Here is a 17,256-nt window from a genome sequence, read left to right as displayed (position 1 = left end):
CGATGCTAAGCCAAAGAAGAAGAAAGCGACCCGGGAGAACCTTAAAGCCTATCATCTCGATCGTATGTGAGGGAAAGACAGAGCGGGCTTACTTCTGCGCTATTAAAGGGTTATGTTCAAATTGGCATATCGAAGTTGAATGCAGCAACAACAAAAGTGATCCGATTTCACTGCTCGGAAAAGCTACAGATCGGCTTAAGAAGTTTCCTCACGGCAGTCTTGTAGCAATTGTCTGCGATAAAGATAACTGGAATGAGAAACAACTGAAACCTTTACTTGAATTTCAGGAAAAGGACAGGTGCCTTCTGATATTCAGTGCTCCTCAGTTTGAATATTGGCTCGTACTGCATAAAGGAGTCGGAGCAAGGATTCAAACTTCAACGGAATGCATGGATAAAATGAATAAACTTTTTCCTAACTATAAAAAACCAATCATCCCGAAGGAAATCTTAAATATTGACTCTATACACCACGCTATCTCGGAAGCTAAAAAAGATAATGTCCCAGAATTCTTAAATGAGCTTCCCGAGAAAGGTACCAACTGTTATGCCCTGCTTGAACGAATTCTCAACCCCCGCAAATGATGGAAATGGTCTCTTGAGTTATCTTTTTCTTAAAGAAGAGATGACCTTTTTTAGCCAAAGAAAATCGGGACTTTTAACAGAAGTTAAAAAGACAACCAAAAGAACGGATATTCGAAGAATAGAGCTCGTTATCGATAGCTTTTCTTTCGATATTGCGAGCGCTATCCAAACCATTAAATATTTGAAATCGCTTCACATTAGTTATAACTTATGGATTCGTTCTAAAGCAGGAAGTCTAGCAACCGTGTTAGCCCTTGGCGCCGAACAAGTCTACATCTCACCCTACGGGTCTTTAGCTGCTATCGATCCTACTTTTTATATGCATGGATTTCCTTTAGTGGTCCACAACGGACAACCGTGGCACTTGAACCCCTATGAGTTTCAGCCTTGGGTGAAATTCGTCAACAAGATTTTCGAAAATAGTTCCCAAGCAGTAAAAGAGTTTATTGAACATTTGCAAATTCAAGCATTTTCTTTGGAATCAAGGGAAAAGGCGAAGAAACACCTTGCTTTCTTAAGACAAGAATTGCTTTTAATTACAAACCCCACATACAAGGCTTGTGAGCAGTTGCCTGACTACTTTTTAAAAGAATTAGGAAGTTTTGATTCTTGCGCTTATTTCACAGATCTCAAAAAAGTCGGACTTTCGATAAATCTCATCACTAAGGAACAAAGCAGCGAGCTTAGAAAATTAGAGAAAAAGAGCAATCAATTATGAAGGAAGAAAAAAATCCTCAGAACATCATCGATCCTCTTCTCATAGAAGTGAGAAAGGAAATTGAAGAAACGGAAGAAAGCCTCGGAATGCCGATCATCGCCCTTTTCTCCCCTTCTTCTGATGAACTGTCCGGAGAAATAAGCTATCCAGCGGAATATTTTATTGCGGAACAACTCAAAAAAATCAAAGAAGGAAAAGGTCTTTCTAATGAAGAAAAGATTTCCCAATTAGGCATCCTTCTTTCTAGCAAGGGAGGAAACTTTCCAACAGTTTTGAATATTGTCAAGTTGATTAAAGAAAACTGTGAGCGCTTTTCTATTATTGTTCCCGGCAAAGCTCTCAGTGCTGCATCCTTGTTGGCTTTAATGGGTGACGAGTTAATTGGCTCTAAGGATTCTGTCTTTAGCCCATTTGATCCCAGAGTTAATAACTTTACAAACCCAAAAACACCAACAGTGTCTGTTTCGGACATTATTGCTATTCTTTCTCAAAATTGTTCGTATGAGGAGAAGGCCGCTTCTCTACTCTCCCTCTATAAAAACACTGACCCTATAGTCATGGCCCAAGCTCTAAGAGCAAGAAATCAAATAAAAAGTGCACTCTTAGAAAGACTTAAGAAAAAAAAGTTGTCTGAAAAGACGATAGAAAATCTTCTCACTCTCTTCTTAGAAAATGACTTACCCCATAACAGTTTATTGACAATAAGCGATATCAAAGAAAGCGGGATGAAAGTTACAGAGCTCTCCGAAATAGACTCTAACAAGCTAAAGAGAATTATTGACCTCCTAGCCGACTACTCTCTTCCTGTTCGGGGCCAACAGCTTCTGGATTTCTATAAAAAAGGCAATTCTTGCTTCTTAAATTTTAGTCTTCTCCCTCTTCTTACTTTTTCTGCAGATGGAGGGCTCAAATCCATTAGACGTGATGTCATATCCACCTACTGCGGAGACCGGGAAAAAGTTTCACTTCCAGCAATTTCCATTCAGCTCTCCATGCCATTTGATTATTCCGTCAAACCATAGGAAAGAAACAGAAAATGACCCAACCTCTTACTCTTAATCAACATCATTACAGAAAAAGCGACGGGGCCCTTTTAATCAATTGCTTGAGAAGTGAAGAAGCTGAGTTAGGAACGACTTCTATGCCTTACCCTCCTTCGAGAGAAATTGGAGATTGGCCTTTTTTTGATGAAAGTACCAAGCAATGGACAATAGTCCCTAGGCGCAGAGTTACTCCAAGTTATCAAGTGGTGTGCATGTTTCACCCAACTTCAAGGTTCCATTCGAGACCGCTGGTATTGCCAGATTATGTTAAAAATGAGGAGCCTTGGATAAGCGCAGTTTGTCCATTAATACTAGCAGTAAGAGAAAAAACCGAGAAGGACCCGAGTCAAATTGGAACAGGGATGATGGCGTTGCTGGAGCTTAAAAGTTTGAATTTAGATCTTCAACTTTTTTATCTATCTCACGACCGGCTCCCGAAAAAGGAGAATGACCCAAACTCTTTCACCTCTCCCTTTCATCTGATCCACCACCAAGCTCTGGCCAGAAAAATCATTGCCACTATGCGAAGAATTCTTTTAATTCTTCTTGTTCCTTACCTTGAAATTGAACTCAAACTTAACCAGTACGAAATTGAAGATTTCGGGACGGTGATAGACTCGAAAAAAGACTCTTCCTTTGAATTTCTTCCTCCTATTGGAAGATACTTAAATTTTTTAAATCTTATCAGGGATCTAGACAATTGTTTTAAACATGAGAGAGGGGAATGGCGTCTTCCTCCTGAGACTCTTATTCAGCCGGGCATTTCGCTTTCTAAGCTCAACAATCGAAAACATTATGAACTTTGGAGAATTCCTCCCAAAGATTGCCCCTATATAGACTATTCTCGGCAAGAGTTTTGGCATTACAGTATCGAATTCGATGCTCTTGTCACATTGTTCTCTAGTTTTTTATCTGAACTTTTAGCACTTCCGGATTCTCAAACAAAAAACGCACCGCCGGTCTTTTTTCAAGTAACGGAAGCTTGGTCTTTAGCTGACACTTTGCCGGAGGACAAAAGAACTTTACAAAAAGAATTGACAGACAAGATTCTGAGGTCAATTACAAGAAAAATGAAGACAAATGGTTCAACTCCTTAACTTTATCGTGGAACTCCTGCCGGTGTTGTCATTTTTTCCAAACAAATCGCCACTTGAATTTTTCCCAGGCTTCTTCGGAAGCCAGTCAAAAGTATCCTAGCAACGATAAATAGGCAGTAAATCTTTCGGAAACCATGTACACGTCTTATCCGCCCATAGAGGGTGATAAGACGCGTACAAAGATCTTTTGTCTTTTAATTTCTCTCGGGAAAGTATTATGACAACCTGTGATCGTAAAGGCTAACCCTCTTGGTCTCGCTCTAGCAGTGCCAAGCGAGAGGATAGAGTTTTTGGAGCGAGGTACCCTCATTATCAACTTCTAAAGAATGACAGAATGCTGAGAATAACCCTTTCTATTTAGCCGGGCGTGATCTCAAGTAATAAACCGCCCCTGAGTCATTTGCAATTATTTTTGCCGCTTTTAATGAATCAAAGGTTATACACATGAGATGGTGAAACGAAAGTACCTTATCTTGGAGAGTGTTGTCATCTTCCAGGAGTTTTATTGTAAGCCCACAAGATGCTGCCCTATCTGCATTGATGTGACGAGCGTGCGCTTTTGAATTCTTTTGTTGTCCTAACAAATCAGATATTTTTTTTATCTTTGTTTTTTGCTCCTGGGAATCTGAATTTTTAAGCATACCTCTCTTGAGGTTTGTCTCTAAAATTTCTTGTGACCATTCCACAGCTCGTTTGCATCTAATAATATCTGTAGGCCCTAATTTCTCTAAAATTGGCTTCCAGATAGAGATCTTAGCAGGATCCTGTTTTATTTCCTTATATATCATCTCAAATTCGTCTAACAAGCCAATAGCAGCTAATGGACCGAACTGAGGATCTACCGGACCAATAGACGATTGTCTACCCATCCATATTTCTTTGCAAGCCGTAGCAATAAGGGTCCCCCCAGACATAGCAATTTGTGGAACAAAGGCCCTAATGTCGCCATTATAAAATGAATGAAGGTAGTCAATGATAGATTCGGTCGCAGCCAAATCTCCTCCAGGAGTGTGGAGGATAAGATCTAAGCCTTTAGCCTTATCAACCCCCTTACAACAGTTCATGAGTCCTGTTTTGTCACTATCATTAATAGAGACAAAATACGGGGAAAGCTCTGGCACCTGTAACCATCCAGAATAAAAAGAAATAACATTCCTTTTTGTATGAGAAGCGATAGCCTTTAGATACTTCTTCCTTAAAAAATCTAATCTCGACTCACTCTCACCATTTACTTCTTTCAAAACTTCCGACCAGCTTGCCATACCCTATCCCTTATTTGTCAAAGAAGTTTCCGCTCTAAAAGTAAATTCTTGTTTTTTTTGCATGCAAGGTTTAAATGAATCAATAATGCCACTAGGGAATTGTCCAGACCGATCTGTCTTTTTAGTTGTGATCGAGTTTTTCTCAAAAAAGCCATTCACCTTTTCATCAAAAGCACTATCATATTTAAAAAAATGGTTTTCAGGAGTCTCCCGCATAATTCTCTCCTAAGTTAGATGGGGACGATTTTAACCTAGACAATCAAAATTAGTAAATATACATCTTCCCGTAAGTAGCAAACATCACAACTCCCTATCTCATTTACGGCAAGTCTTCCATCGAGATTTCACATTTCCGAAAGTCAAGCATAAGGTGCCCCAAAATGATAAGTCTCTAAATGTCTTAGACTGAACTAAGGAGTCGGAGATATGAAAAGCAATGCCGGTGTAAAGAAATAATTTAGTCCTCCGGAAGCTAGAAGTGTCGGCGATGAAATGAAATGTTGGTGTAGGTAGAAAAGGTTGTCGGAGTTATGAGAAAAAAGCTAAAAACTAGAGCCGTTCTGTGATGAAGAATATTTTAGCCGAACTTGAAAAAACGTTCAGTTTTTTAGTTCCGACACACTCCTGAAATAGCCGCAAGTTCTCAAAAGTAATGTCGTCAACGCCGGCCGCACCCTTATTTCTTATCACTTCCTGGGCCGTTTCTTCGAGAACTAAACTTACAATCTCGTTTAGGGGAGTTCCTTTAGGTTCTACTTTCGTCCATTGTGATTTCGCCATAACCAAAACCTCTTGCTTCGGCTGTCTACCGCACCTCGCTGGTCTGCTCGCCATATATTGAAGCAGGCTCTCTGAGAGCGCTGGCATGAGTTCCTGCGATAGTCATGAAATTAGTCACCTCTACTTACATCGTTAATGTTCGATCCCTCGAGTTACCTCTACTATGACCTAGGCTGACTTCTAATTTAACTTCCGGTCTCTTTTCCGCCTGTCCAGCGGATATACGTCTTAGGGTCCTGTATGAGTATTGGGCGTTGGATATACCACCCCTTCCCAAAAAACGCTTAGACCGCCACATATCCGCTTCCTGCTCGTTGAACATGCATTCTGCTACCAGGTTCCTTCAGACTTAACGTCGCGGTTAAACCTTTGCCGAATCTCTAACCCTTCCCCTCACCGGACAGATTCGAGATTTGTTCCCTATAAAAAAGTACCCTGCAGGGCGTACCATAAAAAAGCTGACGAAGCAAGCTAGCAAAATCATAGAGATGTTTTCAACTTGTAATATTCTTAATGTTTTTCAAGAAGTCTTTGGTATCTAAAAAGTAATTTGGATATGCTCTTTTTATATCTTTTAGTGCACCTGCCGACATTAAAACCACATCAATATTTTGATTGTCTTTTGTTTCTTGTTCCTTGATTGAGTAAAAACTTTCTGCGTCAGACAAGTCATCAAATGCGATAAGACGAACTTTGCCAACATCAGCAAAGAGCTGAATAACATGATATCCAGAAAACTTTGGATTTACTGTTTGTATATGTTTAGCCGAAACAGCTATACCTTCAAGTTTTCTTAAAATCGAAAGTTCTTTTTCAAGAGCTTTAAACTTTTCAACTAGTTTTTCTTTGCTGAAGTTTTCTAACTCTTCTACTATTGGACTATTTTCTTGCATAGAAAATAGAGCGCTGGCTATCTTAAAAAAAGTCTTTACTTTTTCATCGCCTTCGCCGCTTTTTAGGGAACATTTTTCTAACATTCCAAGAGTTTCAACAGCAGTGGCCCAAGAGTGTTGTAGCTTTGTTCTGATTTGAATCTCAATACGAAGATCATCAAACTTTGGCTGTTTCAAATTTTTATATTTAACAACTTGATGAAGACTTCTATAACCATCCGGTTTGGGACTCTTAATATAATCATTTGGGGGCAATACTAATTGATGTTTAAAATTACTACTATTAAGTTCATTGTAGAGTTTGTTGACATCTTGGATAGTATTTACTATTACTCTGATCCCTCCAATATCTTGCATTCTGTCAAGGTCCATTGAAGGAAATCTTGTGAGTTTGCTAATTATTGAAGGAGTCCTTTTTAGTCTTTGAGCGACGATAGGTGAGGAGAATTTTAAGCTCTTCAGTTTAGTTCTCAAAAAGGATTGTAGAGTGTTTATTGGAACTGCATGAACAGCTCTCCAATTACTTAAAATTTTAAGTGCTTCCTCTTTGTCTTTGTAATCGGAGCTCTGAACCAAGGCTTTTCCAGCTTTTCGTACAGAGTTCCGCGAAGGCACTATATAGCTACCGACGTCCATCGCTTTCTCCAGTCTCCTTCTATTCCTCTATTTAAACTTGTTTAAATAACAAGCCAATGGCTAAGGAACAACAGATAAGTTAACCAACCAAGTTCTGGCGGCATTCACATATAGCAAAAGATTCTTAAGAATTTCTTACATGATTTTTCCTTGTGACTATTTTAGTTTGATTTAGTCGGGTTTAGTTGATTTTGAGTTTCCCTGTCTTTCCAGGGCGCAACAACTTAATAATCAAAGAGGGATGAAAATTGTCGAGAAAGGTATGCGTCTTTTCACGTAGTATCTAAATAACGGTCCACTAGCAAAATGAAGTCTCCAGAAAATCAACGAGGACTTTTAAACCCATGATTCTTGGAGTCAGCCGCCATTGCAAAAAGCCGTCCAAAATACAAAAATTCGCATTTAAGAATTACGGCTGCAACGTCAGCCGTGAACACATTGCCTGTACCCTGCTAGAAAGCTCGGGCCTTAAGAAAGCAAAAACCAATCGCTTTGTTAACTAATTTCTTCCCTACGTTCATCCATGCCCAGATACAGTTAAGGTCCTGGAGCTTGATCCTTGCGATGATGATTTGAAGAGCATCTGCACCGAAACCTGTTCCGTTACGGTTTCCGTAGGAGGAACTATGGTAGAGCTCCAGTCAGAACACTTGGCCGACAAGATTACTTCAAGAAGCTGGTTTTCAATTATGAGAATTAATTTTAAGACTATCGGAGCACCCTTATTGTAACTCCGACGGAATTGCGTTGCGGCTGTTCCCGGTTCTGTGCTATTGCACAGGAAAAACTTAACATTAATATCTATCGGGGAGGGGACATTGTGTTGTTCATCTCTAAGAGTTCTGCTATTTGCAAATTGGTGTGCGCAGATGCCAAAGGAACTTCGATGCTGACCAGGACTCTGCTCGCTGGAAGATTTGAAAAGATGTTATAAGAAGAGATGAAGATGGGAAAATTAATTTGAGGCTAAAGGAGTTAGTGTCATTTTTAAATGACGAGAAAATATTTGAAAACAGATCTAATTTCTATCCGAGAAAATAAAACATAAAACATTCATCTCTTAGTTTTAGTAGCCGTTGAGGCCATTTTTCATAGCTTAAAAAACCTTGATACTCACGGCTTAAATACGATAATTAAAATAATAAAATTATCATTTTAAAAACAATAGGATTAGAGGCCAAGGCGCTTTGATTTGCTTTCGTTCATTGTGGGACAGTAACTTTTTTTGCATTTCACTTATTTAGACTAACTTTAATAAAATTCCACTAGAATTCCAATCATGGATTTTAAGTCTCTAACTCATCGAGGGAATTTAAATGTTTGTATATAGAGTGGGCAGCCCAGGGTGGAAGTTAGCTACCCGAGCCGGCTGTTTGCTCAAACCCAAAGTGGAAGTCATGTACGACAAGGAAGCACAGGTCTATGAAGCTACTTGTGAGGATTTCCTTCCCTTTTTGGGGATTGCCACGGAAGCAGAAACACCCGAGCAACTAAAAGAAAAACTAGCCGGTCTCTTTGCTGAAGCTCTCGAGGAAGCTTTCAAAAAGAAAGAGACTAATACCGTTATTCCAAGTTTTGACTTGGTTACTCTTCAATGAGAGGCATTTACAAGTTCCACATTGCCACAATCAAAGGAAACGGAGTTTTTCGTCCGGCAAGCGAAAGGCGATCATGAAATCTGGTCCTGCAACGGTATTCAAGAAACTGTATATCGCGGCATAACTTCCCGATACTTGGCAAACAAAATATTGAAAACTTTAAAAATTGACGATCGCCTGTAAGGTATATCTTCAACTCATTCATCCTGAATTCCGGACCTCTCAGGTGATAAATCTAGGAGGTTCCATAGGTTGTCATAATACTTTCCCCAGAGAAATTATGGGAAAGAAATATGGATAAAAGATCTTGGAGATACTGAAGTACTTCAAGACGTTTTGGTAGGTAAATTGTCTTGTTTCGTACGCGTCTTATCAGCCCATAGAGGCTGATAAGGATCCCCTATAAAATTCAGATTGTGGTTAGATTACAGAGAAGATTGAGGTAGCATACCTTTCAAAGTCGAAGCCGGCTACAAGATTTTCTTCGGTTAGTGCACAGCTCTTATCTGCCGAGGAACCGACTTTGTTCTCTTTTCTAATCCTCTTCTTTAATAATTCGGTTTTGTCGTCAGGATTATTGGCTTTGCTAGCCAGGTACAGTGCATTCTCCAGCATGTGCTTGTATAACTTGGTGCTGTAAATCCTAAGCCAGTTGGCTGGGTCTTCAATTCCATTGGCCGAGAGCGTGGCATATACACTCATGATGATGCACATCGATTGAGTGTACTCCGCAGAGTGCTTATATGGGCAAGTCTTGCGATAACTGGCGATTGCACGGATGAGCCTTTCTACCGGATTTGTATCTATCGGGATTACCGGGTCCAATAAGAAGGTCCTGAGAAATTCTTTGTTGTTGAGATAGTAGACGCGTGCCTTTGCGATGAGGTCTCCTATTGGACTGGTTTGTTTGGCGCCCTTTTCAATCAACCGGTCTTTAGCTGCGTTCTTTATTTCAGCATCGATAATGTCAAAGAGTTGATTCTGAAGTTGGTGAAGTTCAAAGTAGTCTGTCGACCCTGGTGCCTTCTGTTTTTTGAGATGCTCACAAGTGAAGATTTTTGACAGAGCGTAAAGAGAAGTAGTTAGCTGGGTTGCCGGGTTTAGTGACTTGAGGGCTGAGAGGATTCGCTCTTCAATGGCTTCTTCACTGAGTTCTGCGCTTTCCTTTACGAACTTATCGAGTCTGACCGCTTCGAGCAAGATTCTTCTGAAGTGAACCAGACAGTTCTGCAGTTTTGCATTCGGATGCTGCTTCATCACAGTTTGGTAAGCAGAATAAGCGTCCGTTATCAGAACGTCGAATTCAAAATCAGAGCGAATAACCGAGGAGATATTTTCAGCAGAGCGGGTCTTGAGGTAGTGGTAAAGGTTGACCTTATGCTGGCAGGCTCCGGCAGTGCCCAGCGAGAGGATAAAGTTTTTGGAGCGGCCTTCGGAGCTCTTAGCTGCCTTGGCCATCTTTCCTCTGCCTTGATCTTGAAGACAGTTCCACGTGGTCTCGTCGCTGTAAATCATGGACTGCTTCTTCAAGGTGCTCATAAGCGCGTTGTAAAGCTGCTTTAGATAAGTCTGCGTGTACTGATGAACACTGTAGCTGACGGTGTTGGAGCCCAGCTTTGCCAACCTCTCGAAGTTCTTTGCTGCTCTGTCAATTGGTAAGCCTAATACCATCATTTGAGTTAAATCGATGACAGTGTTGGTACTGATTTCTCTGCCCGGATAAATTGGCTGGTCGTCTCCTTCATGGAAGTGAGCAACAAACTTTCCGCACTGGGGACAGAAGTCTATCTGATGGCCATGTTTTTTCACTACGGTCTGAACAGCTTTATCTATACACAGATACATTGCCGTCTTTATCTCTTCGCTTTTGTCTCCCAGACTGACTAGGTTGGTGCCATGGCATTGAGGACATTCAGAAGCAACTGGCCCATGAATTGGGGCTACGCGTCGTTTCGACAGTTCAGATTTGTTATTGACTTTGCCTCGGTGAGTCGGTTTCTTGGCTTCAGAATTACTTTCGTAACGTTTGATTTTCTTCGTAACATCGGCCAGAGACTTCAGAAGCTCGTCTTTGTCAAGAGAGCCTTTCAGCCCAAGTCTGTCAAAGGCTGTATATAGGCGCCGAAGCTCTTTGTTTCCAGGTTTGTTCCTCGGCATAAATTGTTAAGATCATCGGCAGCTTCTTGGGCTTTATCGGGATCAATTTTTTCATTACCTTCAACAAAGAGCATGCCTTGCAGTTTAGCTTTAGTGCCGATAAGACGCTGGACCTCAGCCATAAAATTCAAGAATGCCTCATAAGCTTCGTTGGCTGCACCGTCTAAGTTAGAGAAGTAACGGCAGAAATTTCCTTTTGGAGCACCTCAGCGTTTTCTAACGCTTTAGGAACCAACTTAAATACAGCCACAAACGCTTTTTCGGTATTAACTAGTTTTTCCTCCGCCTCCTGTCTTTTGGCTTTTTCTGCCGATAAATTTCCCTCAGCTGCAGTTCTTTTATTTTTTTCAGTTTGAAAATTATCTTCGGCTTTTAATCGTTTATTTTGTTCTTCTTTTATTTTGCTTTCAGCAGATTTTCTTTTAAGTTTTTCTTCTTCCAGTAATGCCCTGAGAAACCGTATCTCTTCGTCTTTGTCGAGGTAATTTTCAGGCATCTTTCTTCTCTTAATTTAAGTTTTATCATGTGTTTTATTATATCCCAGGAAAGTATTTTTATATTGTTTTTTTATAATAATTTAATAATTTTATTATTTTAACTATCATATTTAATCCTTGAGAATCAATGTTTTTAAAGCCATAAAAATGGTCTTAACGGCCACTAAAACTAAGAGATGAATGTTTTATGTTTTGTTTTCTCGGATAGAAATTAGATCTTTTTTCAAATATTTTCTCGCCATTTAAAAATGACTCTAATTCCTTTAGCGTTAAATTAATTTTCCCATCTTCATCTCTTTTTACCAGCATCTTTTCAAATCTTCCGGCGTGCAGAGTCCTGGTCAGCATCGAAGTTCCTTTGGCATCTGCGCACACCAATTTGCAAATAGCAGAACTCTTGGAGATAAACACCACAATGTCCTCTCCCCGATAGACATTGATGTTAAGTTTTTCCTGTGCAATAGCACAGAGCCGGGAACAGCCGCAGCGCAAATCCGTCGCAGTCACAATAAGAGTGACCCGATAGTCTTGAAAATTAATTCTCATAATTGAACCCCAGCTTCTTGAAGCAAATAAACTATCTTGTCAGCTAAGTGTTCTGACTGGAGCTCTACCGTAGTTCCTCCTACGGAAACCGTGATGGAACCGGTTTCAGTACAGATACCCCCAAAAAAAATCATCATCGCAGAGATCAAGCTCGAAGACATTAACTATATCCGGGCATGGATGAACACGGGGAAGAAAGTAGTGAACAAAGCGATTGGTTTTTGCTTTCCTAAGGCCAGTGCTTTCCAGCAGGGTAGAGGCAATGTGTTCCCGGCTGACGTTGTAGCGTAAGGTTCCCATGACTGTGATGAATATTTTCTAGCGAAGGTGAAAAATTGGCTTATTGAACAACCGAGAGGAGTTTTACATGAGCCAAGCCGACTACGTTCTTTCCTTTCCTTCCGTTACAGTGGAAGCCAATCCGAGCCCAACAGTTGTTCACAACGAACTTGAGGCAGCCGAGCAAGATATGCAAGAAGACGAAGTTGAGATATTTGAAATCGAGCCGGCCGCAGTGGAAAAGCCGGCAGAATTAAGTCCAGCCTCGAAGCAAATTACCGTTTCTGTAAGATCGGAGGTTACTGTCAGCTATGAAACGGCGGATCCTAGTCTTGAAGTCAGAGGTTTGATAAAGATGCTTCTCGGAGTGGAGCCATGAGTTTTCTGAACTTTAAAGGCTGCAAGATTACGGTCGTCACCACTGCCACTGATCTACGAGCCGGTTACTTTAGACTAGAAGCCTTTGCTAGAAGCACTCTTAATATAGACATCTGCTCGGGCCATCATTGTGTTGTGTTTTTATCTCGTACACGGGCGCTGGCCAAGATTATCGCAGCTGATCAGTCGGGAATGACTTTGATAACCAGACGGCTGCATCACGGGAGTTTCCAACAGCTAATGAGTTTTCTTGACAGCCCGGCTAAAAGAAGCCTAACAGCTGAACAGCTCGTATCCTTTTTAAATGGAAAACGCATTGAAGGAGCCCGCAAAAACTACTTTAAGGAACAATAAGTTGTAACACTTTGTTTGATAACCAGCGTTAAAAAAATCCATCCTATAAACCTTGATCACCAAGACTTTTAGCCATGGTATTTGAGAGCTTTGGAGGGGACTGCTAAGGCCGATTTTAATCTGCTTTCAGTTGCTTCATAATGAACAGTGTTCGGCATTCCCAACCGGAGAGCAAAGTGTTCAACAAGAAGCAGCTCAAAAATTTGTCACAAGAAGAACTCATTGAGCTTGTGCTTAAAACGGAAAAAGAAAAAAAAGAAATACAGGCACGATTTCGCGGGCTCTCCACAATTGTCATCAACGCATTTCACAACTGTAAAGAAGTAGCCTTATTAGCCGACAACTATCTGATTGCCGAAGATAAATGGATGGAGCTAGCCATTGAACAGCAGATCAGCCATATGCTTGAATCGCTCAGAGTCTTGGCTGAAAATAGTTCGAGTCAATTTCAAGCTTTACTGGGAAAAGGATCGGAAAAAATTGGCAGGGCTGAGGTTGATAAAGAACTCAAAGAAAACAAAGGCTCGTGGGTTAACGGCAGCAAAGAACTCATAGAGGCCACACGCATCGTCGATCAAGTCGTTAAATCGTTGCCGGAAAACACTCCGTTAGCCGGAGAATTTAAAAGCATCGTCAATGAGCCTGCTGCTTCGATTGCCGCTTTAGAAAAGAAACCGAGCCTTGGGCGCCAAAAGGTAAATCCAAAGGTAAGGGAGCGCACCGTTGTTCCTGCTTCCGACAAAGTTCCTCACTGTAAAGGCTGCACGGAAGAGATGATAAAGCTCTCTAGCTTTGTAGAAACAATAAGAAGAAAGGCACTGCCGAAACTGGACAATCTTGAGGCGCTCTCTCAGCGGCAAGATGTTTATGTATGTCCCAAATGCGGACAAGCACATGTCAGGCTCCCGGTCGATGCAGAGCATCCGGTTAACTGCGCACGCACAGTCGGTACATCGATGCTAGTTGAGCTAGCTATGGGACTTTACAGCGGAATACCGCTGCACAGACAGATTAAGGAGCTGCAGCAAAAGCTTTTCTTGGGCCATGACACCGTCTCGTACAACTTGCATGATTTAGCCCGCTTTTACCTGCATCCTCTTGCTCTGCTTTATGAATCCTCTTTAAAGAAAGCCGATGTACTAATCGCAGATGAAACTGTATTTCCGGTGCTTGAAGCTCAGGGAAGAGGAAAGTGTGCCAAGGAGTGCATGAATGAGTCTAAGCTGCGCAAACAGAATTATCTTCTGGCTCTGACAACAGCAGCTTCAGCGCCTGAACAAATATTTATCCTTAAGTATTTACCAAGCCGAAGCGCTCAAGCAATTGGCTCACAAATCACATCAGACTTCCAGTTCAATACTTTAGTAACCGATGGCTATAGCGCCTATGAAACAGTTCTTCAGGCACTAGGCGGGGAAAGAAAGCATCAAAGCTGTTTAATCCACTACCGGCGCAAACTTCTCAGTGCTCTGTTAAGCAGCAGTCTTTTAAAAGAACTTCATCAATCAGCGCTCGGTGAAAAAGAAAAGCTCAAGCAGATGAAGACAAGAGTCCAACAGGCTGAGCCGGGCAGCTGCGTGCTTATCTGTGTTGAGGCACTATCAAAGCTGTATAACCTGCAAGAGGCAATATCGAAGGAAGTCTCGCAGAGGAAGCAGGAGGAATACCGCAGGCGCCAGGACTCTTTATTAACGGCGGTAGACAAAATAATGTCCTATCAAGCCGACAAAATCTGTATAAAAACTCAATCGGGTTTATATAAGAAAGGAGTCGGAGGCGGGTTGTACTCAGCGGCATGCGCTTACTATATGAATTTGCGCAATGAATTTAAGGTCTTTATCGATGACTTCAAAGTACCGGCTGACTCTAATCTGGTAGAAAGCCGCTTGAGGCCGGTGACAGTTCTGAGGAAAAACATTTGGTATAAACAATCGGTTGAGTATGCGGTGGATATGTGCGACATCTACTCTATCTTTAAGACGTTCGAACTCAACGGCATAGCCCCAGTGGAATATTTGAAAAAGTACTGTCGGAGCGTCTATGGTCACGTCCTCGATAAGGCTTGGACGGAAGCGTTAAAAGACGGACACGATAAAACCAAGAAGATAGGTTCCTTGGACTTCAAGCACGGACTGGAAGATTACGACCTCAAGCCATGGCTTCCGTCTACCTACAAACAATTGCAAGCAGAGAGCTAATGCCGGAAAATCCACAGCTCTTATCGAGCCATGGGAAGCTTACGTTGTAGCCGTAATTTTTAAATACGAATTTTTGTATTTGAGACGGCTTTTTGCAACGGCGGCTGGCTTCAAGAATCATGAGTTTAAGCACATCTGACATAAAAGTCTCCGTTGATTATCTGGAGACTTCATTTCGCTAGTGCGACCGTTATTTAGATACTACGTGAAAAGACGCGTACCTTACTTCTCAGAAGGATTCTCTGGAATATTTTTTGACTCTACATTACCATCTCCCGTAGGATTTAGGACTACGTCTTCATTCGCACGAAGGTCGACTAACCCGAGCCCCGGTTCTCTCCATCGAGCTCGAACCAATGATTCGAAATTGCACGCATTGAGTTCTAGGTGATCTGCATGCTCGGTAATAATTATTTGGGGTTCATAGCCAGTAAATTTCAAAGTATTCTTATTAAATATTACTATCTGATTAAAAAAATTTTTTACTTCTTCCAGATCGTCTTTTCTCCTGTTCTCCTTCACCTCAGAATCTTGAACTTTTGTATTAGGGTTTTCTTCTTCTTGAATCCCCTCAAAATTGGATTTCTCGTCAGAAGAAGGAAAGTAGACCTGGCTTGGTTGATCTAAAAATAAAATGGGAGGTATAAGCGCTGACTTTATATGATAAGAAAAAAATCTAGTAAAAGCCATGAACAAACTCAAGTGACAATACAACCAATTTGCGCCACTTCCCATTTGCCTGACTTGCACCCTTTCATCTTGAACCTTAGTTAAAAGCTCGAATTTTTTGAGATCAAACTTAAAATTTAATGGTTTATATGATTCTTCAAAATCCAACTTATTGGCAATTTCATTAATTTGATCACTAATGTATTCTGAGGCCTTTTCCATCTCCTTCTCCAAAGGGTAATTCGAAATTAACTCCTCTTCTAGTTTTTTTATTTGATTGGTCAACTCCTTCAGGGATTTCTTAAAATCTTCACCATTATTTTCAAGCTCTTCTGAAACAATTTGGAGTTTAAAAAGAAGGCGGTAAGCTTGATCGTTTAAAGAATAATTTTTTCTTAAATTATCGGAAACCGCTAAAATTTTTTGCTTCTCAGATTGGAGAATCTTTAGTTTTTTACGATGTTCTATTAATTCTTCTTTTAATTCATGAAGCTCTTTGTCAAAAGAATCTTCTAATGCTGGGATTGAACTTAGCTCTTGATTCAGATAAGCAATAGCCTCTGCCAATTTGTTAGCCTGGCGGAGAACCCCGTCTGTAACATTCGAACAAAATGGACACTTACTCTTATATACTGGATAATCTTGACCTGAAACTTTAGCGGGTGCAAAGTTCTCCTCTATTTTTTTCGGGATTAATTTGGTTTTTTCTATATCATTTATTTTTTGTTGTCTATCCCTGATTTCAGCATTTTCTAAATTTATTTTCCTGTCTATATCATTTAATTCTTTGATCGATCTCTGAGCCTCATCTTCGATTGAAGTTAATAATGGCTCTTTTCTAGAAACAATCTCCTCTGCTGTACTTAGAAACTCTGTAGAATTGTTCAATTCAACCGTTTGCCCCGTCAACAATTCATATTGTCGCGAGAGAGATTCCAAAAGTGACCTTTTTGCAACAGCTCTTTCTTCGAGATACTTTTTTTTGCCAATCAAAAGCTTTTGTTCTTTTTTTAATTTATTAATTTCCTGCAGTTTATAAAAATATTCTTGGTCCACAAACCCAGATACGATACTGAATTGTTCAATCGTCAGGTCCTTTTTAATTGAATCTTGAAAACCATAAAAAAGAGAATCTTTTGACGCCACCAGAGTTTGATTTTGAATCATATATGGTAGAAATAATCTCACAGACGGTGGGTTTTTTCTCTTTCTAAAATTTAAGGCTTCTAGGTTCTCTTCAACATCTTTGACTTTTAATCCAAAATTTTTTGCCAAATTTTGCTTAAAGACTTTTAGAGGAGTGAATAACTCAAGAGGGAAATCTTCAACTCTAAGATCATCTGTTTCTTTATCAGTTCTTTGAAGAAAAGCTTTTGATTGGTCGGGATACCTACCCAATAAGAGACAAAAATCTTCGAACTGAAAAACAACAAAATAAAGTTGAGCGTTTTCTTTTATTACTCCGACGGGAACGTTGTTTTGAGAACTACCAAAGCAATAATTGAATATTTCAATTAGAGCACTTTTTCCAGTTGAAGATCTTCCAGTAACTATATTGACTCCCTGT

Annotated in this window: 20 protein-coding genes; 10 read left to right on the top strand and 10 right to left on the bottom strand. The window is 40.5% G+C overall.

Annotated elements, in window-relative coordinates; translation table 11 throughout:
- Positions 1-2 precede the first annotated feature (2 nt).
- The 4 genes from ADH67_RS02345 to ADH67_RS02330 are packed head-to-tail and all read left to right on the top strand — an operon-like array spanning position 3 to position 3,442.
- Entirely contained in the window at positions 3-584 is a 582-nt protein-coding gene (locus tag ADH67_RS02345) for an RloB family protein (RefSeq protein WP_066591261.1), read from the top strand.
- A gap of 13 nt (positions 585-597) precedes the next feature.
- Positions 598-1,302, top strand: coding sequence for a hypothetical protein (locus tag ADH67_RS02340; RefSeq protein WP_066591259.1), 705 nt, complete (start codon positions 598-600; stop codon positions 1,300-1,302).
- Complete coding sequence (locus tag ADH67_RS02335) at positions 1,299-2,324, top strand: SDH family Clp fold serine proteinase (RefSeq protein WP_066591257.1); 1,026 nt, start codon at positions 1,299-1,301, stop codon at positions 2,322-2,324. Before ADH67_RS02340 ends, ADH67_RS02335 begins: the two co-directional genes overlap by 4 nt.
- A gap of 14 nt (positions 2,325-2,338) precedes the next feature.
- Positions 2,339-3,442, top strand: a complete 1,104-nt coding sequence (locus tag ADH67_RS02330) for a hypothetical protein (RefSeq protein WP_066591253.1) — start codon at positions 2,339-2,341, stop codon at positions 3,440-3,442.
- Positions 3,443-3,795: 353 nt separating this feature from the next.
- Here ADH67_RS02330 and ADH67_RS02325 read toward each other — a convergent pair whose 3' ends face one another.
- The 4 genes from ADH67_RS02325 to ADH67_RS02310 all read right to left on the bottom strand — a co-directional run bounded on the left by ADH67_RS02325 (position 3,796) and on the right by ADH67_RS02310 (position 7,013).
- A complete protein-coding gene (locus tag ADH67_RS02325; RefSeq protein WP_066591251.1) occupies positions 3,796-4,704 on the bottom strand; it encodes an SDH family Clp fold serine proteinase in 909 nt (302 codons plus the stop codon).
- Positions 4,705-4,707: 3 nt separating this feature from the next.
- Entirely contained in the window at positions 4,708-4,920 is a 213-nt protein-coding gene (locus ADH67_RS02320; RefSeq protein ID WP_066591249.1) for a hypothetical protein, read from the bottom strand.
- Positions 4,921-5,253: 333 nt separating this feature from the next.
- Positions 5,254-5,484, bottom strand: coding sequence for a hypothetical protein (locus ADH67_RS02315; RefSeq protein WP_143597707.1), 231 nt, complete (start codon positions 5,482-5,484; stop codon positions 5,254-5,256).
- 494 nt (positions 5,485-5,978) lie between these two features.
- Positions 5,979-7,013 (bottom strand): RelA/SpoT domain-containing protein, encoded by a 1,035-nt coding sequence (locus ADH67_RS02310; protein WP_066591245.1) that lies wholly within the window; start codon positions 7,011-7,013, stop codon positions 5,979-5,981.
- Positions 7,014-7,737: 724 nt separating this feature from the next.
- Here ADH67_RS02310 and tnpB (ADH67_RS13730) point away from each other — a divergent pair.
- Positions 7,738-7,947: an IS66 family insertion sequence element accessory protein TnpB gene (gene tnpB, locus ADH67_RS13730; RefSeq protein WP_084081415.1), complete on the top strand. Its 210-nt coding sequence runs from the start codon at positions 7,738-7,740 to the stop codon at positions 7,945-7,947.
- 382 nt (positions 7,948-8,329) lie between these two features.
- The gene (locus ADH67_RS02300) at positions 8,330-8,611 is read left to right on the top strand and encodes a DUF1902 domain-containing protein (RefSeq protein WP_066591243.1); all 282 of its coding nucleotides are present in this window, start codon (positions 8,330-8,332) and stop codon (positions 8,609-8,611) included.
- A gap of 420 nt (positions 8,612-9,031) precedes the next feature.
- On the opposite strand, the gene ADH67_RS02295 is transcribed toward ADH67_RS02300, so the two are convergent.
- The 4 genes from ADH67_RS02295 to tnpB (ADH67_RS02285) form a co-directional block, all read right to left on the bottom strand.
- Positions 9,032-10,768, bottom strand: coding sequence for an IS66 family transposase (locus ADH67_RS02295; RefSeq protein WP_084081414.1), 1,737 nt, complete (start codon positions 10,766-10,768; stop codon positions 9,032-9,034).
- A complete protein-coding gene (locus ADH67_RS13175; RefSeq protein ID WP_066591240.1) occupies positions 10,699-10,899 on the bottom strand; it encodes a hypothetical protein in 201 nt (66 codons plus the stop codon). Before ADH67_RS13175 ends, ADH67_RS02295 begins: the two co-directional genes overlap by 70 nt.
- Before the next feature lie 32 nt (positions 10,900-10,931).
- Positions 10,932-11,264: a hypothetical protein gene (locus ADH67_RS02290; protein ID WP_066591239.1), complete on the bottom strand. Its 333-nt coding sequence runs from the start codon at positions 11,262-11,264 to the stop codon at positions 10,932-10,934.
- A gap of 154 nt (positions 11,265-11,418) precedes the next feature.
- Positions 11,419-11,811, bottom strand: coding sequence for an IS66 family insertion sequence element accessory protein TnpB (tnpB, locus tag ADH67_RS02285; RefSeq protein WP_066591235.1), 393 nt, complete (start codon positions 11,809-11,811; stop codon positions 11,419-11,421).
- A gap of 36 nt (positions 11,812-11,847) precedes the next feature.
- On the opposite strand from tnpB (ADH67_RS02285), the gene ADH67_RS02280 reads away from it, so the two are divergent.
- The 4 genes from ADH67_RS02280 to ADH67_RS02265 all read left to right on the top strand — a co-directional run bounded on the left by ADH67_RS02280 (position 11,848) and on the right by ADH67_RS02265 (position 15,020).
- Positions 11,848-12,102 carry a hypothetical protein gene (locus ADH67_RS02280; RefSeq protein WP_143597705.1) on the top strand — a complete coding sequence of 85 codons (255 nt, stop codon included), beginning with the start codon at positions 11,848-11,850 and terminating at the stop codon, positions 12,100-12,102.
- A 76-nt stretch (positions 12,103-12,178) separates the two neighbouring features.
- A complete protein-coding gene (locus tag ADH67_RS02275) occupies positions 12,179-12,469 on the top strand; it encodes a hypothetical protein (protein ID WP_066591231.1) in 291 nt (96 codons plus the stop codon).
- Complete coding sequence (gene tnpB / locus ADH67_RS02270; RefSeq protein WP_066591229.1) at positions 12,466-12,822, top strand: IS66 family insertion sequence element accessory protein TnpB; 357 nt, start codon at positions 12,466-12,468, stop codon at positions 12,820-12,822. The genes ADH67_RS02275 and tnpB (ADH67_RS02270) overlap by 4 nt, the downstream gene beginning before the upstream one ends.
- Before the next feature lie 176 nt (positions 12,823-12,998).
- The gene (locus ADH67_RS02265) at positions 12,999-15,020 is read left to right on the top strand and encodes an IS66 family transposase (protein ID WP_066591227.1); all 2,022 of its coding nucleotides are present in this window, start codon (positions 12,999-13,001) and stop codon (positions 15,018-15,020) included.
- Here the strand turns inward: ADH67_RS02265 and ADH67_RS13230 are convergent.
- Complete coding sequence (locus ADH67_RS13230) at positions 14,989-15,162, bottom strand: hypothetical protein (RefSeq protein ID WP_157108089.1); 174 nt, start codon at positions 15,160-15,162, stop codon at positions 14,989-14,991. The genes ADH67_RS02265 and ADH67_RS13230 overlap by 32 nt on opposite strands.
- An 80-nt stretch (positions 15,163-15,242) precedes the next feature.
- Positions 15,243-17,087, bottom strand: a complete 1,845-nt coding sequence (locus ADH67_RS02260; protein WP_066591225.1) for a DUF3732 domain-containing protein — start codon at positions 17,085-17,087, stop codon at positions 15,243-15,245.
- Positions 17,088-17,256: the final 169 nt, after the last annotated feature.

It is taken from the genome of Turicimonas muris, assembly GCF_002221595.1.
GTDB classification, from domain to species: domain Bacteria; phylum Pseudomonadota; class Gammaproteobacteria; order Burkholderiales; family Burkholderiaceae_F; genus Turicimonas; species Turicimonas muris.
The sequence above is the reverse complement of the archived record's forward strand: the minus strand, read 5'-3'. Positions and strand labels throughout refer to the sequence as shown.